Origin of the sequence: Bacillus sp. DC4300-2b2 (genome assembly GCF_049895685.1) — a bacterium.
Taxonomy (GTDB): Bacteria; Bacillota; Bacilli; order Bacillales; family Bacillaceae; genus Bacillus; species Bacillus safensis.
This window is the reverse complement of the sequence record NZ_JAFCSW010000001.1, coordinates 886,203-902,925: the sequence shown is the minus strand read 5'-3', so window position 1 is coordinate 902,925 and position 16,723 is coordinate 886,203. Positions and strand designations below refer to the sequence as shown.

Sequence of the window (16,723 nt, the reverse complement as noted above, 5' to 3'; positions counted from 1 at the left end):
TACCTCCTTTACAAGTAATCGATATTTGGAATAGATGGCTGTTTGTCTGGGAAAAGAAGAGTCCGCCAATGAGCGAGTGTTGGATTTGCTGCAAGCTCAACGAAATTGACTGTCGCTCCTTGCTGTCTCCACTTTTCCGCTAGGCTCATCATTCTAATAGAATCAAGTCCAAGGTAGACGAGATTCTCGTCAAGCGGTATTTCATTCGGCTCCATTTGGAGATACTCAGCTACTTGCTGAAGAATGGCCTCAAAGGATAGGTCATCACTTTCTGCTTCCTGTCCTGTTAAACGACCAATGATTTGATTTGTTGTTGTGGTGACCGCACAGCGTTCAGCTGCATAGGTCATGGCCATTTTGTGATGTTTCAATGAAAAGTCAGCGACGGCATCTGCGACAAAGAAGGTTTCAATATCGAGCATGAATGCTTCTGCGGCTGTCAGCATACAGCCAATATGTGCATATACGCCAGTAATGATCAGTTGATCACGCCCGCCTTCTTGAAGAATATCCAAAAAATTAGATTTTTTAAATGCGCTATAACGCCATTTTGTCAGCATTGTATCTGTTTCAGATGGAGCAAGCTGATCAATGATTTTTGTCAATGCTTCATCATCACCAAGTCCAGGTCCCCAAAAATCTGTTAATAGGGCACGATCCTTCGGGTCTTGGTCGCCAGGCTGTGCTGTATAAACGACTGGAATGCCAAGTTCATTGCATGTATCACGTAATTGTTCAATATGCTGAACTAACTCTGTGATCGGTGATGTATCTTGTTGAAATGCATTTAAAAAATATTGCTGCATGTCATGTATCAGCAGAACAGCACGTTTCGGATCTGGTATCCAGTTCACTTTATTTTCGGGTAAATCTTGTGTGCTTGGCATTGGATATGCAGGAATAGTAGGGATTGCCATGGTTTTCACTCCTCTTTTTTATACGTTGGCAGTATGGGTTGCAGCTAGTTCTCTTAATGCTTTTTTACTGACTTTGCCTACACCTGTTTGTGGGAACGCATCGATCCATTCAATGCGGTCAGGAATTTTATAGGCTGCGAGCCCGCGTTCTCTTAGAAATGATTTTAAGACGTGCGGTGCTGGTTTGTTGTTTCCTTTTGCAATGACAAAGGCACATGAGCGTTCGCCAAGAAATGGATCTGGCATGGACACCATGGCGGCATCATGAATGTCAGCATGCGCAAGTAAATGGTTTTCAACTTCTTCAGCGGCAACCTTTTCGCCGCCACGATTGATTTGATCCTTGTCTCTGCCTTCTACAACAACATTTCCTTCTTTGGTTAATCGCACGATGTCACCTGTTCTGTAAAAGCCATCGGGTGTAAATGCTTTTTTGTTTTGTTCATCGGCTTTATAGTAGCCACGAATCGTATAAGGTCCTCTTGTTAAAAGATGTCCAGCCACTTCATGCGGGACGGGCTTGTCCTCATCATCAACCACTAGTACCTCATCATATTCAGACATCGGGCGTCCTTGTGTATGAATAATGACATGTTCAGGATCATCTAATCTGGTATAGTTGACCAGACCTTCTGCCATACCAAAAACTTGCTGTAACTTACATCCAAGGGCAGGCATCACTCGTTTTGCTGCCTCAGCACTGAATTTAGCACCGCCGACTTGTAAGACTTCAAGACTCGATATGTCATCTGATCGATGAGGAGCGGCCTCTAGCCAAATCAATGCGATAGGTGGAACGACAGCGGTAATGGTCGTCCGTTCTTTTTCAATGAGTGGAAAGACGACATCAGGACTTGATCCAGGTGCAAGAACGACTCTTCCGCCTGCGTATAACGTCCCAAGGACTCCAGGCGAGCTTAATGGATAGTTGTGCGCAACTGGAAGTGTAGCTAGATACACACTTTCTTGTGTGAGCTCGCACACCTCATTGCTTTTCCAAAGACTATAAATATAGTCATCATGCGTGCGAGGGATAAGCTTAGAAAGGCCTGTGCTGCCTCCAGATAACTGAAGAAATGCAATATCGCTTGCCTCTACATGAATTTGGGGATCAAGTGCTGGGTCCTTGCGCAGATCATCTAAGCCAAGGAATTCCTCAGCTTCCCCTGCAACAATGACATGAGATAATGAGGGAAGCTTTTCTTTCACTTGACGCGCGAGTGATCGATAATCAAAGCCGTCAGCGATATCTGGTATGACATATGCGTCTGCTTCGGCAAATTCAATAAAATAAGTGATTTCACTGCTTCTATGAGATGGCAGCGAGAAGACGGGTAAAGCACCGATTCGAAATAAAGCGAAAATGACTTCAAAAAAAGCAGGAATGTTCGGAAGCTGCACGACAACTCGACTTCCTTTTTGAATGCCAAGCTGATGAAAACCGGCAGCAAGACTGCTGACACGCTCATCAAGTTCTTGGTAGCTCATATGCGTATCAGCGTATGTAATCGCTGTTTTATTTCCTAACGATGCGGCGCGTGCACGAAGCATACCGCCAAAGGTTTCCCCACGCCAACAGCCGTTTTCACGGTAGCGTTTTGCAAATTCTTCTGGCCATGTAGGTGGTTGAACGAACATGTTTTTGTCATCTCCTATTTACTTTTATAGCTGATGGATGCCCATCGCATGAAGCATCGTGTTGAATTTTGCAGATGTTTCAGCTAGCTCATCCTCTGCTTTTGATCCTTTGACCACTCCTGCACCAGCAAAGAGGCGAAGGGAGTGACCCTCAGCTTCTGCACAACGAATGGTGACAATCCAATCACCATCACCATTTGTATCTGCCCAGCCGATCATTCCTGTAAAAAATCCTCGATCGAAGGGTTCAATCGCTTGAATGGCTTCACGTGCATCTGCTGTAGGTGTTCCGCATACTGCAGGTGTTGGATGAAGGCTAAGCGCTAAATCAATTGAGGACACACTAGAATCTGTTAATTCACCTTTGACCACAGTAGACAAATGCCACATCGTTTCTGTTTGTATGACGGATGGTGATGCAGGCACATCTAATGTGTGACAGTAAGGAGTAAGCGCTTTAGTGACAGCTTCGACAACCACTGCGTGCTCGTGTAAATCCTTCGCTGAAGTAAGAAGTTCATCGCGGCGGCGCTGGTCTTCTACTGGATCTGAACTGCGCGGCCGAGAACCAGCGAGTGGATTGGAAATCACAGATGAACCAGTTTTTGAAAGTAGCAGCTCAGGGCTTGCCCCAAGAAGTGTGCGCTTTTGGGAAGCCTTCGGGTCAGCTATATTTGCAGCAAACGTATAGCCAGTCGTATTATGACGAGCCAGTCGTTCGAGTATTGTTTTCGTATGAATATCTCGATTTGCTTTGAGATGGAGAGATCGAGAGAGTACGATTTTGCTAAGCTCTCCGTTCTCAATTTTAGCTAATCCTTCGTTCACACCTTCCATGTAGACATCTGGAGCAGGGACAGGTGTCACCTCATAGGATGGCGATACCGCTTCTGACTCCTCATCACCTTGTTGAAATTCGAGTGGATCACTAAACTGTACATGGACTGGAACATTTAAACGAACGGGCTGCGCCGGATCAAATGGGACAGCACCAGCCACAATCGGTGCTTGAATACCAGCTTGTTTGGCAGCGTCAAATACGTGCGCTACCTTTGTGGATAGTTCATTTAGTTGATTGGTTTCAATATGCTTGAATATCCCTTCGGCAAGTATCGTGCGTTTAGGGGAAGCAAGGAAAAAAGCGCCTGGCTGATAGTCTTGAAGCAACTGTACTTTTTCTTCTGACGACAATAATGAATGTTTCATGAAAAGGCCTCCTTTTGATTGAAATGCTAGATTCCGAGTGTTGCGCCACCATCAATTGTGAGATTCTGCATCGTAATATGATTGGATTGCTCAGATGCAAAGAAAATGACTGCATCAGCGATGTTTTGAGGATCAGCGATTTTTTGTAAAGGAATACCGGTTTTATACGTCTCTAATGAGCCTTTAATCACCTGATTTTCTCCTTGTTCATCAGCCCATAAAGCCCATTGCATAGGTGTTGCGGTAGAGCCGGGAGAGACGACGTTGCATCTGATCCCGTAGGCTGCCAGCTCTAATCCAAGCGTTTTTGTAAAGGAAGTAGCTGCTGCTTTTGAAGCGGCATAGGCAGCCATATTCATTCTAGGAATGGCACCTGCGTTAGAGCTGACAGTCACAATGACCCCTTCTGATCTTTTCATCATGTATTTGGAGACAGCTTGAGATACGTAAAAGACACCATGTGTGTTGACTGCGAAAGTTTGTTGCCAGTCATCTGCACTAAGCTGGTCAATAGAACTGATTCGAAGAATGCCTGCTACATTGACCAGTAAATAAATGGGTCCAAGCTGCTTTTCAATTTGATCGACAATGTGCTGAACAGAAGCTTGATCGGTGATGTCCCCTGGATAGGCAAAGGCGCGTATGCCATCATCATTCATTTGCCTGACGGTGCTTTGCAGCTGCTTTTCATTTGCGTCAACTGCTGCAATAATCGCACCTTCCTCGGCTAGTCTTTTAGCGACTGCTTGTCCAATACCTTGTCCTGCGCCTGTAATAAGGGCAATTTTTTGAGATAGACCACTATGTTTCATGTGTTCACTGCCTTTCCTTCATGTCTGTGGTTGTGAAAGGATCATCATGATAGAGTGCAAAACGAAAAGCGTAATTCATTAGCACTGGTAAAACGGACGTATGTCCTTCTTCAGGGAACTCGTGATAGGTCGTATGCAAGCCATATGAAGATAAAGGCAGCATCCGATTTGCTAGTGCATGTGCATGATCATTCATTTGACATGGATGATGTTTTTCTAATTCACCTACACCTACAAGCAGCCTGGCATCCATAGACAGCTGACGTATATGATTGGTGAATTGGTGTTCTTTTTCTAGAAATAAATCTTTGTTCCAGTGGATAGAAGGACTGCCCGCAATATATGTCTGATAAGCATCAGGGTGCTCAAATAGTGTGTGTAATACAAAAAGACCGCCAAGAGAGTGCCCAAACAGTGTTTGACGACTCTGGTTGATCGGAAAGCGCTGCTCGATATAAGGCTTTACAATCTTTTCTAAAAAAGAAAAGAACGCAGAGGCGCCGCCATATGTATGGGTGGAGAAGTCCTGTCTTTTGCCACCAATGGAAGCATCAGGGCCGGTTAGAGTGAGATCATAATGCCTGAGCGGATGATAGGGTGCTTCTGTCTGATAGCCAATTCCAACAATGATGGCAGGTACGACACCTGTTTTTTCAGGTCTTCTCGACTGTAAACGAAGTGCTTCGACCATTGTGCCAAAAAGTGAATTCCCATCAAGCACGTACATGACTGGAAAACCAGCCGCTGGAGGAGTAGTATTCGGTTTAAATATAAAAAGTCTGTATGGGTGTGCTGTGATATCCAGTTGCTCCGTCCCCGGTATAAAAAAAGGCCGGCTTTCTCCGAAAAGTGAATCCTCAGTACCCATTCCTTCAGGGCGTTTGGACATGTGTAAAAATCCCCTTCCTCAAAATGACTCTCATACGATGATAAAAGCAGGCTTGCGGATATAGGATGAGTGTAGTAATAGAATTGAAATGAAAATGATTCTCAATTATCACGCAAGCAAATCAAATGATAATGGTTATCAATTATGAAGTCAAATGTTCATTAAGTCGTGTAGTTGATCATTTAATCTAAATATTATGAAAATAAAGGACTAAATAACTACCAAATGAATGGAAATAGGGAATGCCGGACTGAGTCATTTAAAAAGAGGAGAAATGCCAAAAGACCTTGACCGTCTCGGGATATTTACCATTTTCTTCTGTTTGATTCAGGAATATATATAGGTTTTTCTTCTTGAAATCATTTTGAGGAAAAATAAGTCTATAGACCTTCTTGTATTTTTAGGAAAAAAGAGGAGAATTTTTCGAAAAGCTGGTGATCATATCTCACAACTTATTCAATATTATACGTAAATTCATATACAATTTACTAAGGAAGACAAGATCGAAGGGAATGTGGGCAGAATGAAAACTTCATTAGGAAAGCTGAGGCTAAAACTGCATGAAAATCAGCTCAAACTGACAAATACGTTTACAGTGGAAGAATATCATGAAATGAAACAGTCATTACATGAAATACGGATGTCATTTGCGGCCTATGAACAATGGGATTTATACCAGCGGGCCACCGATATGATCACCGTCCTCCTCTTTCAACACGCCCTCAAGCAAAAACCCCAATAATTTCTTATGAAAGGACGGTGCTGTTTTAAGAGTGGCAAAAGATCATATAGCATCAAAAATGCGGCAATTAAAAAAGTAAGGGATGTCCCCTTACTTTTTTTCTGCAAACACCATTCAATTAAAATCCATCTGTGACATCATATTCGTAACGAATATCGGCTTTGACATTGCTCATAGTAGATCTCGCAGTAGCCTTTGCGTTGTACTTAAAGCTCCATTTTTGCGCAACTTTTAATTGATCATCCAGAGAAATATGGTAAGAACCACTTGTTGCAGATGAAAAAAGTGATTGGTTCCAAATCTTGTTTTCATCAGCCATCAGTTTGTGTGTGACATTTCCTTGGTTAGGCGATTGGGTACTAGTTGTTGAAATCGATTTAACGATTGCATTTTTAGGTATAGAAGAATTGTTCGTTAAATCCATAGTAATGATAGAAGAATCAACTCCTAAAAAATTTAAAGAAGAATTCCCCAAGTTGGTAGCAGTCCCCGTAAAATTGAATGTCCCATTTCCAGATTTGATACGATCTTGGATAGAAACAGTAAAGTACATATTCCCTGTATATGTACCACGGGTCACTTTCACAAAGTAAGTTTCTGAAGTTGAAGTAACTTCATCAGTATTAGCAAAAATGAAGGGTGTAATTGAATCAGGGTTAATGACTCTAGATCTCCCATCAGAATATTTCGAATTATACACCTCGATTTTCATCCCCGTATATTGCTTATCATATGAACTTCGTACATAAACCCTTTCACCCTTATTGATCGTGAACTGATAATACGCTTCATTTTCACCTTCAGGTAAGATTGTCGTATCTGGACGACTATATTTCCAATATCCCATTGAGCTTGCTGTGTTAGGACTGTTATTCCCCGTAATCGCTGCTTCTGCTGAATGAGGTGCAAAAAAACTAGTAATAAGCACTAACAATAATGCAGGTAATAAAAAACGTTTGAAAATAGTATTTGTCATATTTTAACCCTCCTTGTAATAATTACTATATCGGATCAAAACTAACAAATTTTAACTGAATTGCCGATATATTTAATAATCACTATTTTTTAAAAAAGGAGAATCAAAATGAATATTAATACGTCGTACACGGCAGGTGCTTCAAACAGTCAGAACCGAATAGACTATAAAGGTCAATCAGCTATTAAAAGTACAAATGAGGTGATGACCGAAGCTGATAGACGAATGAAAATACTAGATGAAAAATATCAAAAAATAAATGAACAAAATAAACGTTTCAAAGATCCTCATGGCCATATATTTGATAAGTATCGAAATCCAAACTCCCCTTATTTCAGAAATGACTTAACCAAACCGGAAAGAGAGGCGGCTTACTCTATTGAAATTGGATGGGCTAATAGTGGAACAGGAGGGCATTATAATTCTAATGATGCCGCCTTCCGTAATGAAAAACGGTACGATCCTACGCAAGAAAGTGTAGAAAAGAAAATACTCAATCGTCAAAAGGTCAACGAACAATTACAAGATTTATTCTCTAAAAACGGTATAACCATTCCTAAAAACACAAATTTAACTTTTACCATTGACCCGAACAATTTTAAATTAGTGGTAAGTGGTTCAAAAGACGAATCGTTGATGAAACAGATAGAAGACCTATTAAATACAACCAACAATACAAGAGAATTATTTTTCCATATCATGAAAAGCAGAAATGATGATTCTACTCAATTCACACCTGATTCTCTAGCAAAGTTCCATCTTGTCAATCAAATCAAAACGGTGACAGGCTACAATTTAAAAGATTTAAGCATTGTAAACGGTCAATTTGTAACGGATAACGGAGCGAATATTTTTGATCTATACAAAGAAGAACTCCTGAAAAATCCATATACAGCTGAAAATGCACGTATTGCCGCTTCACATTATGGTGCACAGCTCTTTGATCTAGCCAAAAATGGGTTTGATTCTATTCCTGATTTGGTGCTATCTATTGGTTACCAAAACGGCTCCTTATATGACATTGGACAAAAGGTGAATTACGGAGTATCAAAGTGAAGATAAATACATCTAACACGACAGCCATTCTAAATAAGCAGAACCTTCCGGACTTCAATAGCCATTCAGCTATTAAAAGTACAAATGAGGTGATGACCGAATCTGATAGACGGATGAAAATATTAGATGAAAAATACGAAAAAATAAATGAACAAAATAAACGATTCAAAGATCCTCAAGACCATATATATAATAAGTATAGAAACCCTTATTCTTCTTATTTCAGAAGTGATTTAACAAAACCGGAAAGAGAAGCTGCTTACATTATGGAAATGAGTTGGGCAAGGAATAATAAAGGAGGTCAATATGACTTTAATGACGCCATCTTCCGTAATGAAAAACGGTACGACCCTACACAAGAAAGTGTAGAAAAGAAAATACTCAATCGTCAAAAGGTCAACGAACAGTTACAAGATTTATTCTCTAAAAACGGTATAACCATTCCTAAAAACACAAATTTAACTTTTACCATTGATCCAAACAATTTCAAATTAGTGGTGAGTGGATCAACAGACGAATCGCTGATGAAACAAATAGAAGACTTATTAAATACAACCAACAATACAAGAGAATTATTTTTCCATATCATGAAAAGCAGAAATGATGATTCTACTCAATTCACACCTGATTCTCTAGCAAAATTCCATCTTGTCAATCAAATCAAAACGGTGACAGGCTACAATTTAAAGGATTTAAGCATTGTAAATGGTCAATTTGTAACGGATAACGGAGCGAATATTTTTGATCTATACAAAGAAGAACTCCTGAAAAATCCATACACAGCAGAAAATGCGCGCATTGCCGCTTCACATTATGGTGCGCAGCTCTTTGATCTAGCCAAAGATGGGTTTGATTCTATTCCAGATTTGGTGCTATCTATTGGTTATCAAAATGGCTCTTTACAAGACATTGGACAAAAAGAGAATTATGGGATTAAGAGAACAATAGATTAACAAAACGTGGACGACAACAGGTGCAAAACCAGATACTGTTAATAAAGGACTCTATAACAATTTATGTTACAGAGTCTTTTCTATTGAAGTGCGTTGTTTTGCTGTTCAACGAAACATCCTCATGGTAATTTTGACTATAGTCGATGTTTTTCACTTTTTTATTGATGAAAATGTTAAAATGATGAGTAGCGTATTTTTTTATGAAAGGACGGTGCTTGGCATGACGGAACTTCTCGATGACCGGCTGCCGCCGCAAAATATAGAAGCCGAGCAGGCCGTATTAGGTGCTGTTTTTTTAGAACCATCTGCGCTAACGCTCGCTTCTGAGGTATTAATTCCAGAGGATTTCTATAGAATGTCGCATCAAAAGATTTACAATGCGATGCTTATCCTTGGCGATAGAGGAGAACCGGTCGATCTTGTCACGGTGACATCTGAGCTTGCTAATACAGATTTACTAGAAGAGGTAGGCGGGATTTCGTATTTAACCGATATTGCGAACTCGGTCCCAACTGCCGCAAACATTGAATACTATGCAAAAATTGTAGAAGAGAAATCCATTTTAAGACGTCTGATCCGTACGGCGACAACCATTGCACAGGATGGGTACACGCGTGAGGATGAAGTAGAAGACTTGTTGAGTGATGCTGAAAAGACCATTATGGAAGTGGCTCAGCGTAAAAACTCAGGAGCCTTTCAAAACATTAAGGACGTTCTTGTTCAAACATACGATAATATTGAACAGCTTCATAACCGCAAAGGCGATATCACAGGGATTCCAACGGGTTTCTCTGAGCTTGACCGGATGACAGCTGGATTCCAGCGAAATGATTTAATCATTGTAGCGGCTCGTCCATCAGTAGGGAAAACCGCCTTCGCATTGAACATCGCCCAAAATGTCGCGACCAAAACGGACGAAAGTGTCGCCATCTTTAGTTTAGAGATGGGTGCGGAGCAGCTCGTCATGCGTATGCTTTGTGCAGAGGGGAATATCAATGCACAGAACCTAAGAACCGGTAATCTGACAGAAGAGGACTGGGGCAAGCTGACAATGGCGATGGGCTCGCTGTCAAACAGCGGAATTTTCATTGACGATACACCTGGGATCAGAGTAAGTGAAATTCGTTCGAAATGCCGCCGCTTGAAGCAAGAAAATGGTCTTGGCATGATCCTGATTGACTACTTGCAACTCATTCAAGGAAGCGGACGATCAAGTGATAACCGTCAGCAGGAGGTTTCTGAAATTTCTAGGGCCTTAAAATCGCTGGCAAGGGAGCTTGAAGTTCCGGTTATTGCTTTGTCTCAGCTTTCCCGTGGGGTAGAGCAGCGTCAGGACAAACGTCCGATGATGTCTGATATTCGTGAATCAGGAAGTATCGAGCAGGATGCCGATATCGTGGCATTCCTTTATCGTGATGATTACTATGACAAAGAATCAGAGAATAAGAACATTATTGAAATCATCATTGCCAAACAGCGTAACGGTCCAGTTGGTACAGTATCACTGGCGTTCGTCAAAGAATATAACAAATTCGTCAACCTGGAAAGAAGATTTGATGATGCGGGTGTTCCGCCCGGTGCTTAAAGCCCAGCTCAAGAAGCTGGGCTTTTTTTGATTGATCTACATCGAAAGAATGATTGAAAAAACAGTCAATATGAGGAGGAGAGAGAAAAAGAGAAAGCGTATACTAAAAGGAGAAAAGGAGTGAAGACTGATGAAATTTCAACAGTTTGAAGCCGCTCAATTACGTATCGCACGCCCAACCGTCAACATGAAAGAGGTTGTTTCCTTTTATGAAGAAGGCTTAGGGCTCAAACGAATAGGCTCATTTGATCAGCATGAAGGGTACGATGGTGTGATGCTCGGGCTGCCTCACCAGCATGTTCATTTAGAAATCACCAAACATGAAGAAGAAGAAAGCCTGCCCGTCCCGCATCCAGAACAGCTGCTTGTTTTCTATATTCCGGATGCAGAGGAATTTCAGCAAATGAAAGAGAGATTGATTTCATTTGGCGGACGGCATGTCACCTCAACGAATCCATACTGGGACCGGGGAGGAGCAACCATTGAAGACCCAGATGGGTACCGGGTTGTGCTGATGAACACAGATGGTATTACACCGGTTTAAAAAAGACGCCCATTGCTGGGGGTCTTTTTTATGTTGATGAACAGCTGGAAACGATAAAAAGTTGTTTTTTATCAAAATCTCCATTTCCAAGCGCTAAAGAAGTGATTAAAGCGCTTTTCTTTATATTTAAAGCGAACAAAATTTGATTTCGAGATATTAATGTTCGGATTTCGCGTTGACTTTTTCGTTGTGCATTGATAAAATAAATGTGTTTGAAAGAGATAACGTTTTGAAAGGTTAACGGAGGTGCACGATATGTCTTCAGTAGTCGTAGTAGGTACGCAGTGGGGTGACGAAGGGAAAGGGAAAATTACCGATTTCCTTTCAGAAAATGCAGAGGTGATTGCCCGTTATCAAGGGGGAAACAATGCAGGTCACACGATCAAATTTGATGGAGTGACATACAAGCTACACCTCATTCCATCCGGTATTTTTTATAAAGAGAAAACTTGTGTCATCGGTAATGGAATGGTGGTTGATCCTAAAGCGTTGGTCACTGAGCTTGCGTATCTTCACGAACGGAATGTGAGTACAGATAACCTCAGAATCAGCAATAGAGCCCATGTTATTCTGCCTTACCATTTAAAATTGGACGAGGTAGAAGAGGAGCGGAAAGGGGCTAACAAGATCGGCACGACGAAAAAAGGAATCGGACCAGCTTATATGGACAAAGCAGCTCGCGTCGGTATCCGTGTCGCAGATCTATTAGATCGTGAAGTATTTGAAGAGAAGCTTGCACGTAATCTAGAAGAGAAAAATCGTCTTTTAGAGAAAATGTACGACACAGAAGGCTTCAAGATTGAAGATATTTTAGACGAGTATTATGAATATGGCCAGCAAGTGAAAAAATATGTCGTAGACACATCTGTTGTTCTGAATGATGCACTAGATGAAGGCCGCCGCGTGCTATTTGAAGGAGCACAAGGAGTCATGCTTGATATCGATCAAGGGACATACCCATTTGTGACGTCATCTAACCCAGTAGCTGGAGGAGTGACGATTGGTTCTGGTGTAGGACCAACGAAAATTCAACATGTGGTCGGCGTGTCAAAAGCGTACACAACACGTGTTGGAGATGGCCCATTCCCGACAGAACTCCATGATGAAATTGGCGATCAAATTCGTGAGGTTGGCCGTGAATACGGTACGACAACTGGACGCCCGCGCCGTGTCGGCTGGTTTGACAGCGTTGTTGTCCGTCATGCACGCCGTGTGAGCGGAATTACAGATTTATCTCTTAACTCAATTGATGTACTAACAGGGATTGAAAAGTTGAAAATCTGTGTTGCTTATAAATTGAACGGAGAAATCACAGAGGAATTCCCAGCAAGCCTAAATGAATTAGCGAAATGTGAGCCTGTCTACGAAGAAATGCCTGGATGGACAGAGGATATTACAGGTGTGAAGAACTTAAGTGAACTGCCTGCAAATGCTCGCCATTATTTAGAACGCATTTCACAATTAACAGGTATTCCACTTTCCATTTTTTCAGTCGGGCCAGATCGTTCACAAACGAACGTTGTCCGCAGCGTGTACCGTCCATAAGAATAGATTGATGAGACACCAGTAAAATCTTGCATTTTACTGGTGTTTTTTTGTTTAAATATTCCTTAATTTCAGTAGAACGGACTTCCGATCATTACCAAAATATGATAACTGTATAGAGGGAAGGAGCGTTCTAGTGAAAGAAAGAATACGATTATTAGATATTTTACGAGGTTTTGCCATACTAGGCACATTGGGAACGAACGTCTGGTTTTTTGCGTACGCAGGGGATACCTTTGCGACAGATCAGATAGCGGATGAATATGAAAATGGCAGTTTTCTTGAAAGTCTTGTCTCCATGTTCGTTTATGGAAAAATGCTCTCGCTGCTCACGATCATGTTTGGTGTTGGATTGGAGCTGAAATACCAGCAGGCAAAAAGGAAAAACACGCCTTGGCCGGGTACTTATTTATGGATTCTTTTATTTTTATTTATCGAAGGCTTTGTCCATTTTGCGCTCGTGATGGAATATGATGTGCTTATGAGTTATGCCGTTACTGGGCTGCTTGTGGCTTACATTGTACGGGGAGGCAGCAGGCGTATCAAAAAGGGCATGATGGTCTCAGGTGTGATTCATCTACTTGTTATGTCAAGTTTGATGGTGTACTCCCTCTCTGAAATGGAGTCAGCGGCCGATGATCAAAGCGTTGAACCGGCGCTGGAAGAGCAGCTGCCAGAGACATGGATCTCGCAGGTTCAAGAACGGTTACAATACTTTTTCATGTACCGAGAAGAAGCGATCTTTATCATTCCAATGAACACATTTCTGTTTTTATTAGGTGTGCGGATGATGAGAGCCGGTGTATTTTATGCAAATGAACGCGGACAATCTCTCCGGAAAATATTGTTCCGAATCGGACTGTGGGTTGGTCTGCCGCTGAATGCACTAGTCTTCGTTCCGAACGATCTAGTGGAATTTGTGGTGCGCTACGCCTTTTCACCATTCCTCTCTATTTTCTATATAGCTGTCATTGCGAAGCTCCTCGCACGCACGGAGTCATGGTTCATGTGGAATTGGTTTGAATATGTAGGGAAAATGGCGCTTAGCTGCTACATCCTGCAAAATGTCATCTGCTCCATTCTTTTTTATAGCTGGGGATTGGGTCTTGGCGGTCAAATCAATGCGCCCCTTATTGTATTGGCATGGCTGTTGATTTCACTTCTGCAAATCGCGATTTCAGCAGTTTGCCTAAAGGTTTGGAGAATTGGACCAATGGAATATATCCGTTCACGGGCACTTCGCAGGGTGACGATGAAAAAAGCATCATAAAGGGGATAGACAATATGTTTTTTAAAAAAATGACGAAAAAAGAACAAGCGAATGCACATCAAGCGGCTGTGCCGGCATTTGTCTTTTATCTTCTGGCATTAGGAGGGCATGCGTTGTACGCGTATTTCCAAGGTGACAGGCCACCGGTTACTTTTGTCATTTTAATGGCGGGACTCCTTGTTTTTTTCTCCGCTGACTGGCTATTTAACAAAAAACATTCATAAAGAAGCCCTCATCACGAGGGCTTTTTCCTTACTTCAGGCTTTTATATTGGCCTCTTAAGTTTTTACGGATGTACTGAATGATTTTGCGTAGTTCGTTGGCATGCGGTCTGCCAAACGGACTTGTTTGTCTTTGCTGATAGAGCACTTGCCCTTTTTCATTTAATAAGAAATAGGCGGGTTCACCGTGCACCCCGTGGTCTTCATATGGGGCATCCTCCCCGTGATAGTGGACTTCATATGCTTTTAATGACGTGAGGTCATGGTCATACATGATCGGGAAGGATAGTCCCTCTTTATCCGCAAATGCCTTCAAGTCATCAGGGTTATCGGTTGAAATCGCCATTAAGTGAATATCCTTGTCCTGAAAATATGACTGCTGCTGTTCGAGCTCTTTTAATTCTTCTACACATACCGGACACCAAGATCCTCTAAAGAAAACGATCAGGTGCCAGCTTTGATGCTCCTCTAAATGTTTGTCGAAATCAATGTGATCGCCCTGTATTGTTGGAAGTGAAAAGTTGGGCATTTTATCTCCTAATTTGAATGAACTCATACTGCTTCCTCCTTTTTCAATGACAATGTCACTTGTTTCATGTATAGCCATTTTTGAGCGGCCTGAAACGTGTCTATGTGTTTGAATAGGCAGAGATCATGCGGAAAGACGTGTGAAATGAAGGCGGTTGCAGAAGTGGAGGCTTTGAAAGCAGATTTGACATCCGACACTTTTTTTAAAAAAATGTCGAAAAACGTATTGCCATATGTAATTATTCTATGATATTATAAATCTCGTTGTTGCAAAGGTCTCTGAAACTTGTTAGGATGCGATGTTCCAGCTTTTTTAAAGCGATTGGTTTGACGCAATACAACTTCTTCAGATTTACTTTTCACAAACCGAGAGCCATTAGCTCAGTTGGTAGAGCATCTGACTTTTAATCAGAGGGTCGAAGGTTCGAGTCCTTCATGGCTCACCATGTATTGGCCCGTTGGTCAAGCGGTTAAGACACCGCCCTTTCACGGCGGTAACACGGGTTCGAATCCCGTACGGGTCATTGATTTACTTTAGCGTTAAGCTAATTTTTTCCTCACTTGCTTGAAGGAGCACCACGATTGCTTTTTCGGGCAAGTTACTGAGGTCCGGTAGTTCAGTTGGTTAGAATGCCTGCCTGTCACGCAGGAGGTCGCGGGTTCGAGTCCCGTCCGGACCGCCATTTAATACATATTCATCTTTTTGATGATGGCTCGGTAGCTCAGTTGGTAGAGCAACGGACTGAAAATCCGTGTGTCGGCGGTTCGATTCCGTCCCGAGCCACTTCCAAACGCATCTGCAATCGCAGGTGCGTTTTTATTATGAAAAGAAGGCATAAAAAGGGAGAAGCCGGACCTAGGTAGGGCCCGGCTCCATAAGAAGAAGACGTTACATCTTTATAGACGGTTGATGATTGGAAAAGTTTCAATAAAAAAGGAAAAAGTTATCAATTTTTTCGAGCGGCGCATTCCTATCCAACGTTTACTAGAAAAGAAAGCCGTTATTATTTTTATCTTTGCCTCGTAAAACGTTATAATAGACAGTGAGCCTTTTTTTCGTAAACGGAAAAGGCGTAATGATACATGCAAAATGGAATGACATAGATGCTAAAAATGCAGGAGGAAATCACAATGGAAAAAAAGATTCTTGTCGTAGATGATGAAAAACCGATTGCTGATATATTGGAATTTAATTTAAGGAAAGAGGGCTATGAGGTTCATTGTGCATATGATGGAAACGAAGCCCTTGAAATGGTAGAAGAAATTAAGCCGGACATTATTCTGCTCGACATTATGCTGCCGAATAAAGATGGTGTTGAAGTATGCCGTGAAGTGAGAAAGAAATACGACATGCCAATTATCATGCTGACAGCAAAAGACTCTGAAATTGATAAAGTCATCGGCCTTGAGCTTGGCGCAGATGATTACGTGACAAAGCCTTTCAGCACGCGTGAGCTTCTTGCCCGCGTGAAAGCGAATTTGAGAAGACAAACCGCTGCTCCGCAGACGGAGGAAGAATCTGAATCAAATGATATTGAGGTGGGATCACTCGTCATTTATCCGGATGCGTATGTAGTGTCTAAGCGTGAGGAAACGATTGAATTGACGCACCGTGAGTTCGAACTGCTTCATTACTTAGCGAAACATATTGGACAAGTCATGACACGTGAGCACTTACTGCAAACCGTATGGGGCTACGATTACTTCGGAGATGTCCGTACAGTAGACGTCACAGTCCGCCGTCTTCGTGAAAAGATTGAAGACAACCCTAGCCATCCGAGCTGGATCGTGACAAGACGAGGCGTCGGCTACTATTTAAGAAACCCAGAGCAGGACTAAGA

At 41.9% G+C, this 16,723-nt stretch carries 16 protein-coding genes and 4 tRNA genes; 13 read left to right on the top strand and 7 right to left on the bottom strand.

From position 1 onward, the window contains the following. Positions 1 to 8 precede the first annotated feature (8 nt). From ACP69X_RS04635 to ACP69X_RS04615, 5 genes are read right to left on the bottom strand one after another with little or no spacing between them, the layout of a single operon-like run. The gene (locus ACP69X_RS04635; protein ID WP_039182873.1) at positions 9 to 917 is read right to left on the bottom strand and encodes an isochorismatase family protein; all 909 of its coding nucleotides are present in this window, start codon (positions 915 to 917) and stop codon (positions 9 to 11) included. Positions 918 to 935: 18 nt separating this feature from the next. Further along, complete coding sequence (locus tag ACP69X_RS04630; RefSeq protein ID WP_426052469.1) at positions 936 to 2,555, bottom strand: (2,3-dihydroxybenzoyl)adenylate synthase; 1,620 nt, start codon at positions 2,553 to 2,555, stop codon at positions 936 to 938. A 24-nt stretch (positions 2,556 to 2,579) separates the two neighbouring features. Beyond that, positions 2,580 to 3,761: an isochorismate synthase DhbC gene (dhbC, locus tag ACP69X_RS04625; protein ID WP_260775080.1), complete on the bottom strand. Its 1,182-nt coding sequence runs from the start codon at positions 3,759 to 3,761 to the stop codon at positions 2,580 to 2,582. 26 nt (positions 3,762 to 3,787) lie between these two features. Then, the gene (locus ACP69X_RS04620) at positions 3,788 to 4,573 is read right to left on the bottom strand and encodes a 2,3-dihydro-2,3-dihydroxybenzoate dehydrogenase (protein ID WP_144489701.1); all 786 of its coding nucleotides are present in this window, start codon (positions 4,571 to 4,573) and stop codon (positions 3,788 to 3,790) included. Positions 4,574 to 4,577: 4 nt separating this feature from the next. Beyond that, positions 4,578 to 5,462 (bottom strand): alpha/beta hydrolase, encoded by an 885-nt coding sequence (locus ACP69X_RS04615; protein ID WP_426052468.1) that lies wholly within the window; start codon positions 5,460 to 5,462, stop codon positions 4,578 to 4,580. Positions 5,463 to 5,985: 523 nt separating this feature from the next. On the opposite strand from ACP69X_RS04615, the gene ACP69X_RS04610 reads away from it, so the two are divergent. Beyond that, a complete protein-coding gene (locus tag ACP69X_RS04610; protein ID WP_039182857.1) occupies positions 5,986 to 6,204 on the top strand; it encodes a hypothetical protein in 219 nt (72 codons plus the stop codon). Positions 6,205 to 6,322: 118 nt separating this feature from the next. Here the strand turns inward: ACP69X_RS04610 and ACP69X_RS04605 are convergent, their stop codons facing one another. Further along, on the bottom strand, positions 6,323 to 7,180 hold the full coding sequence (locus tag ACP69X_RS04605; RefSeq protein WP_151284982.1) for a hypothetical protein: 858 nt from the start codon (positions 7,178 to 7,180) through the stop codon (positions 6,323 to 6,325). Positions 7,181 to 7,288: 108 nt separating this feature from the next. On the opposite strand from ACP69X_RS04605, the gene ACP69X_RS04600 reads away from it, so the two are divergent. From ACP69X_RS04600 to ACP69X_RS04570, 7 genes are all read left to right on the top strand, one after another. Continuing rightward, a complete protein-coding gene (locus tag ACP69X_RS04600; RefSeq protein ID WP_426052467.1) occupies positions 7,289 to 8,236 on the top strand; it encodes a DUF4885 family protein in 948 nt (315 codons plus the stop codon). Then, complete coding sequence (locus tag ACP69X_RS04595; RefSeq protein ID WP_269102941.1) at positions 8,233 to 9,189, top strand: DUF4885 family protein; 957 nt, start codon at positions 8,233 to 8,235, stop codon at positions 9,187 to 9,189. The genes ACP69X_RS04600 and ACP69X_RS04595 overlap by 4 nt, the downstream gene beginning before the upstream one ends. 220 nt (positions 9,190 to 9,409) lie before the next feature. Next, positions 9,410 to 10,774, top strand: coding sequence for a replicative DNA helicase (gene dnaB, locus ACP69X_RS04590; protein WP_024424034.1), 1,365 nt, complete (start codon positions 9,410 to 9,412; stop codon positions 10,772 to 10,774). A gap of 130 nt (positions 10,775 to 10,904) precedes the next feature. After that, complete coding sequence (locus ACP69X_RS04585; RefSeq protein ID WP_073980031.1) at positions 10,905 to 11,318, top strand: VOC family protein; 414 nt, start codon at positions 10,905 to 10,907, stop codon at positions 11,316 to 11,318. A gap of 255 nt (positions 11,319 to 11,573) precedes the next feature. Further along, complete coding sequence (locus ACP69X_RS04580) at positions 11,574 to 12,863, top strand: adenylosuccinate synthase (RefSeq protein WP_024424032.1); 1,290 nt, start codon at positions 11,574 to 11,576, stop codon at positions 12,861 to 12,863. A 136-nt stretch (positions 12,864 to 12,999) separates the two neighbouring features. After that, a complete protein-coding gene (locus tag ACP69X_RS04575) occupies positions 13,000 to 14,133 on the top strand; it encodes a DUF418 domain-containing protein (protein WP_075612215.1) in 1,134 nt (377 codons plus the stop codon). A 14-nt stretch (positions 14,134 to 14,147) separates the two neighbouring features. Next, the gene (locus tag ACP69X_RS04570) at positions 14,148 to 14,357 is read left to right on the top strand and encodes a hypothetical protein (protein WP_039182844.1); all 210 of its coding nucleotides are present in this window, start codon (positions 14,148 to 14,150) and stop codon (positions 14,355 to 14,357) included. A 28-nt stretch (positions 14,358 to 14,385) separates the two neighbouring features. On the opposite strand, the gene ACP69X_RS04565 is transcribed toward ACP69X_RS04570, so the two are convergent. Continuing rightward, complete coding sequence (locus ACP69X_RS04565) at positions 14,386 to 14,910, bottom strand: peroxiredoxin family protein (protein WP_041089443.1); 525 nt, start codon at positions 14,908 to 14,910, stop codon at positions 14,386 to 14,388. A 342-nt stretch (positions 14,911 to 15,252) separates the two neighbouring features. Between ACP69X_RS04565 and ACP69X_RS04560 the strand changes: the two genes are divergently transcribed. From ACP69X_RS04560 to yycF, 5 genes are all read left to right on the top strand, one after another. Further along, positions 15,253 to 15,328 (top strand) — tRNA-Lys (locus ACP69X_RS04560). 6 nt (positions 15,329 to 15,334) lie between these two features. After that, positions 15,335 to 15,406 (top strand) — tRNA-Glu (locus tag ACP69X_RS04555). Between the two features lie 82 nt (positions 15,407 to 15,488). Continuing rightward, positions 15,489 to 15,565, top strand: a tRNA-Asp gene (locus ACP69X_RS04550). Positions 15,566 to 15,593: 28 nt separating this feature from the next. After that, positions 15,594 to 15,666 (top strand) — tRNA-Phe (locus ACP69X_RS04545). Between the two features lie 347 nt (positions 15,667 to 16,013). Continuing rightward, positions 16,014 to 16,721, top strand: coding sequence for a response regulator YycF (gene yycF, locus ACP69X_RS04540; RefSeq protein WP_024424030.1), 708 nt, complete (start codon positions 16,014 to 16,016; stop codon positions 16,719 to 16,721). Positions 16,722 to 16,723 lie beyond the last annotated feature (2 nt).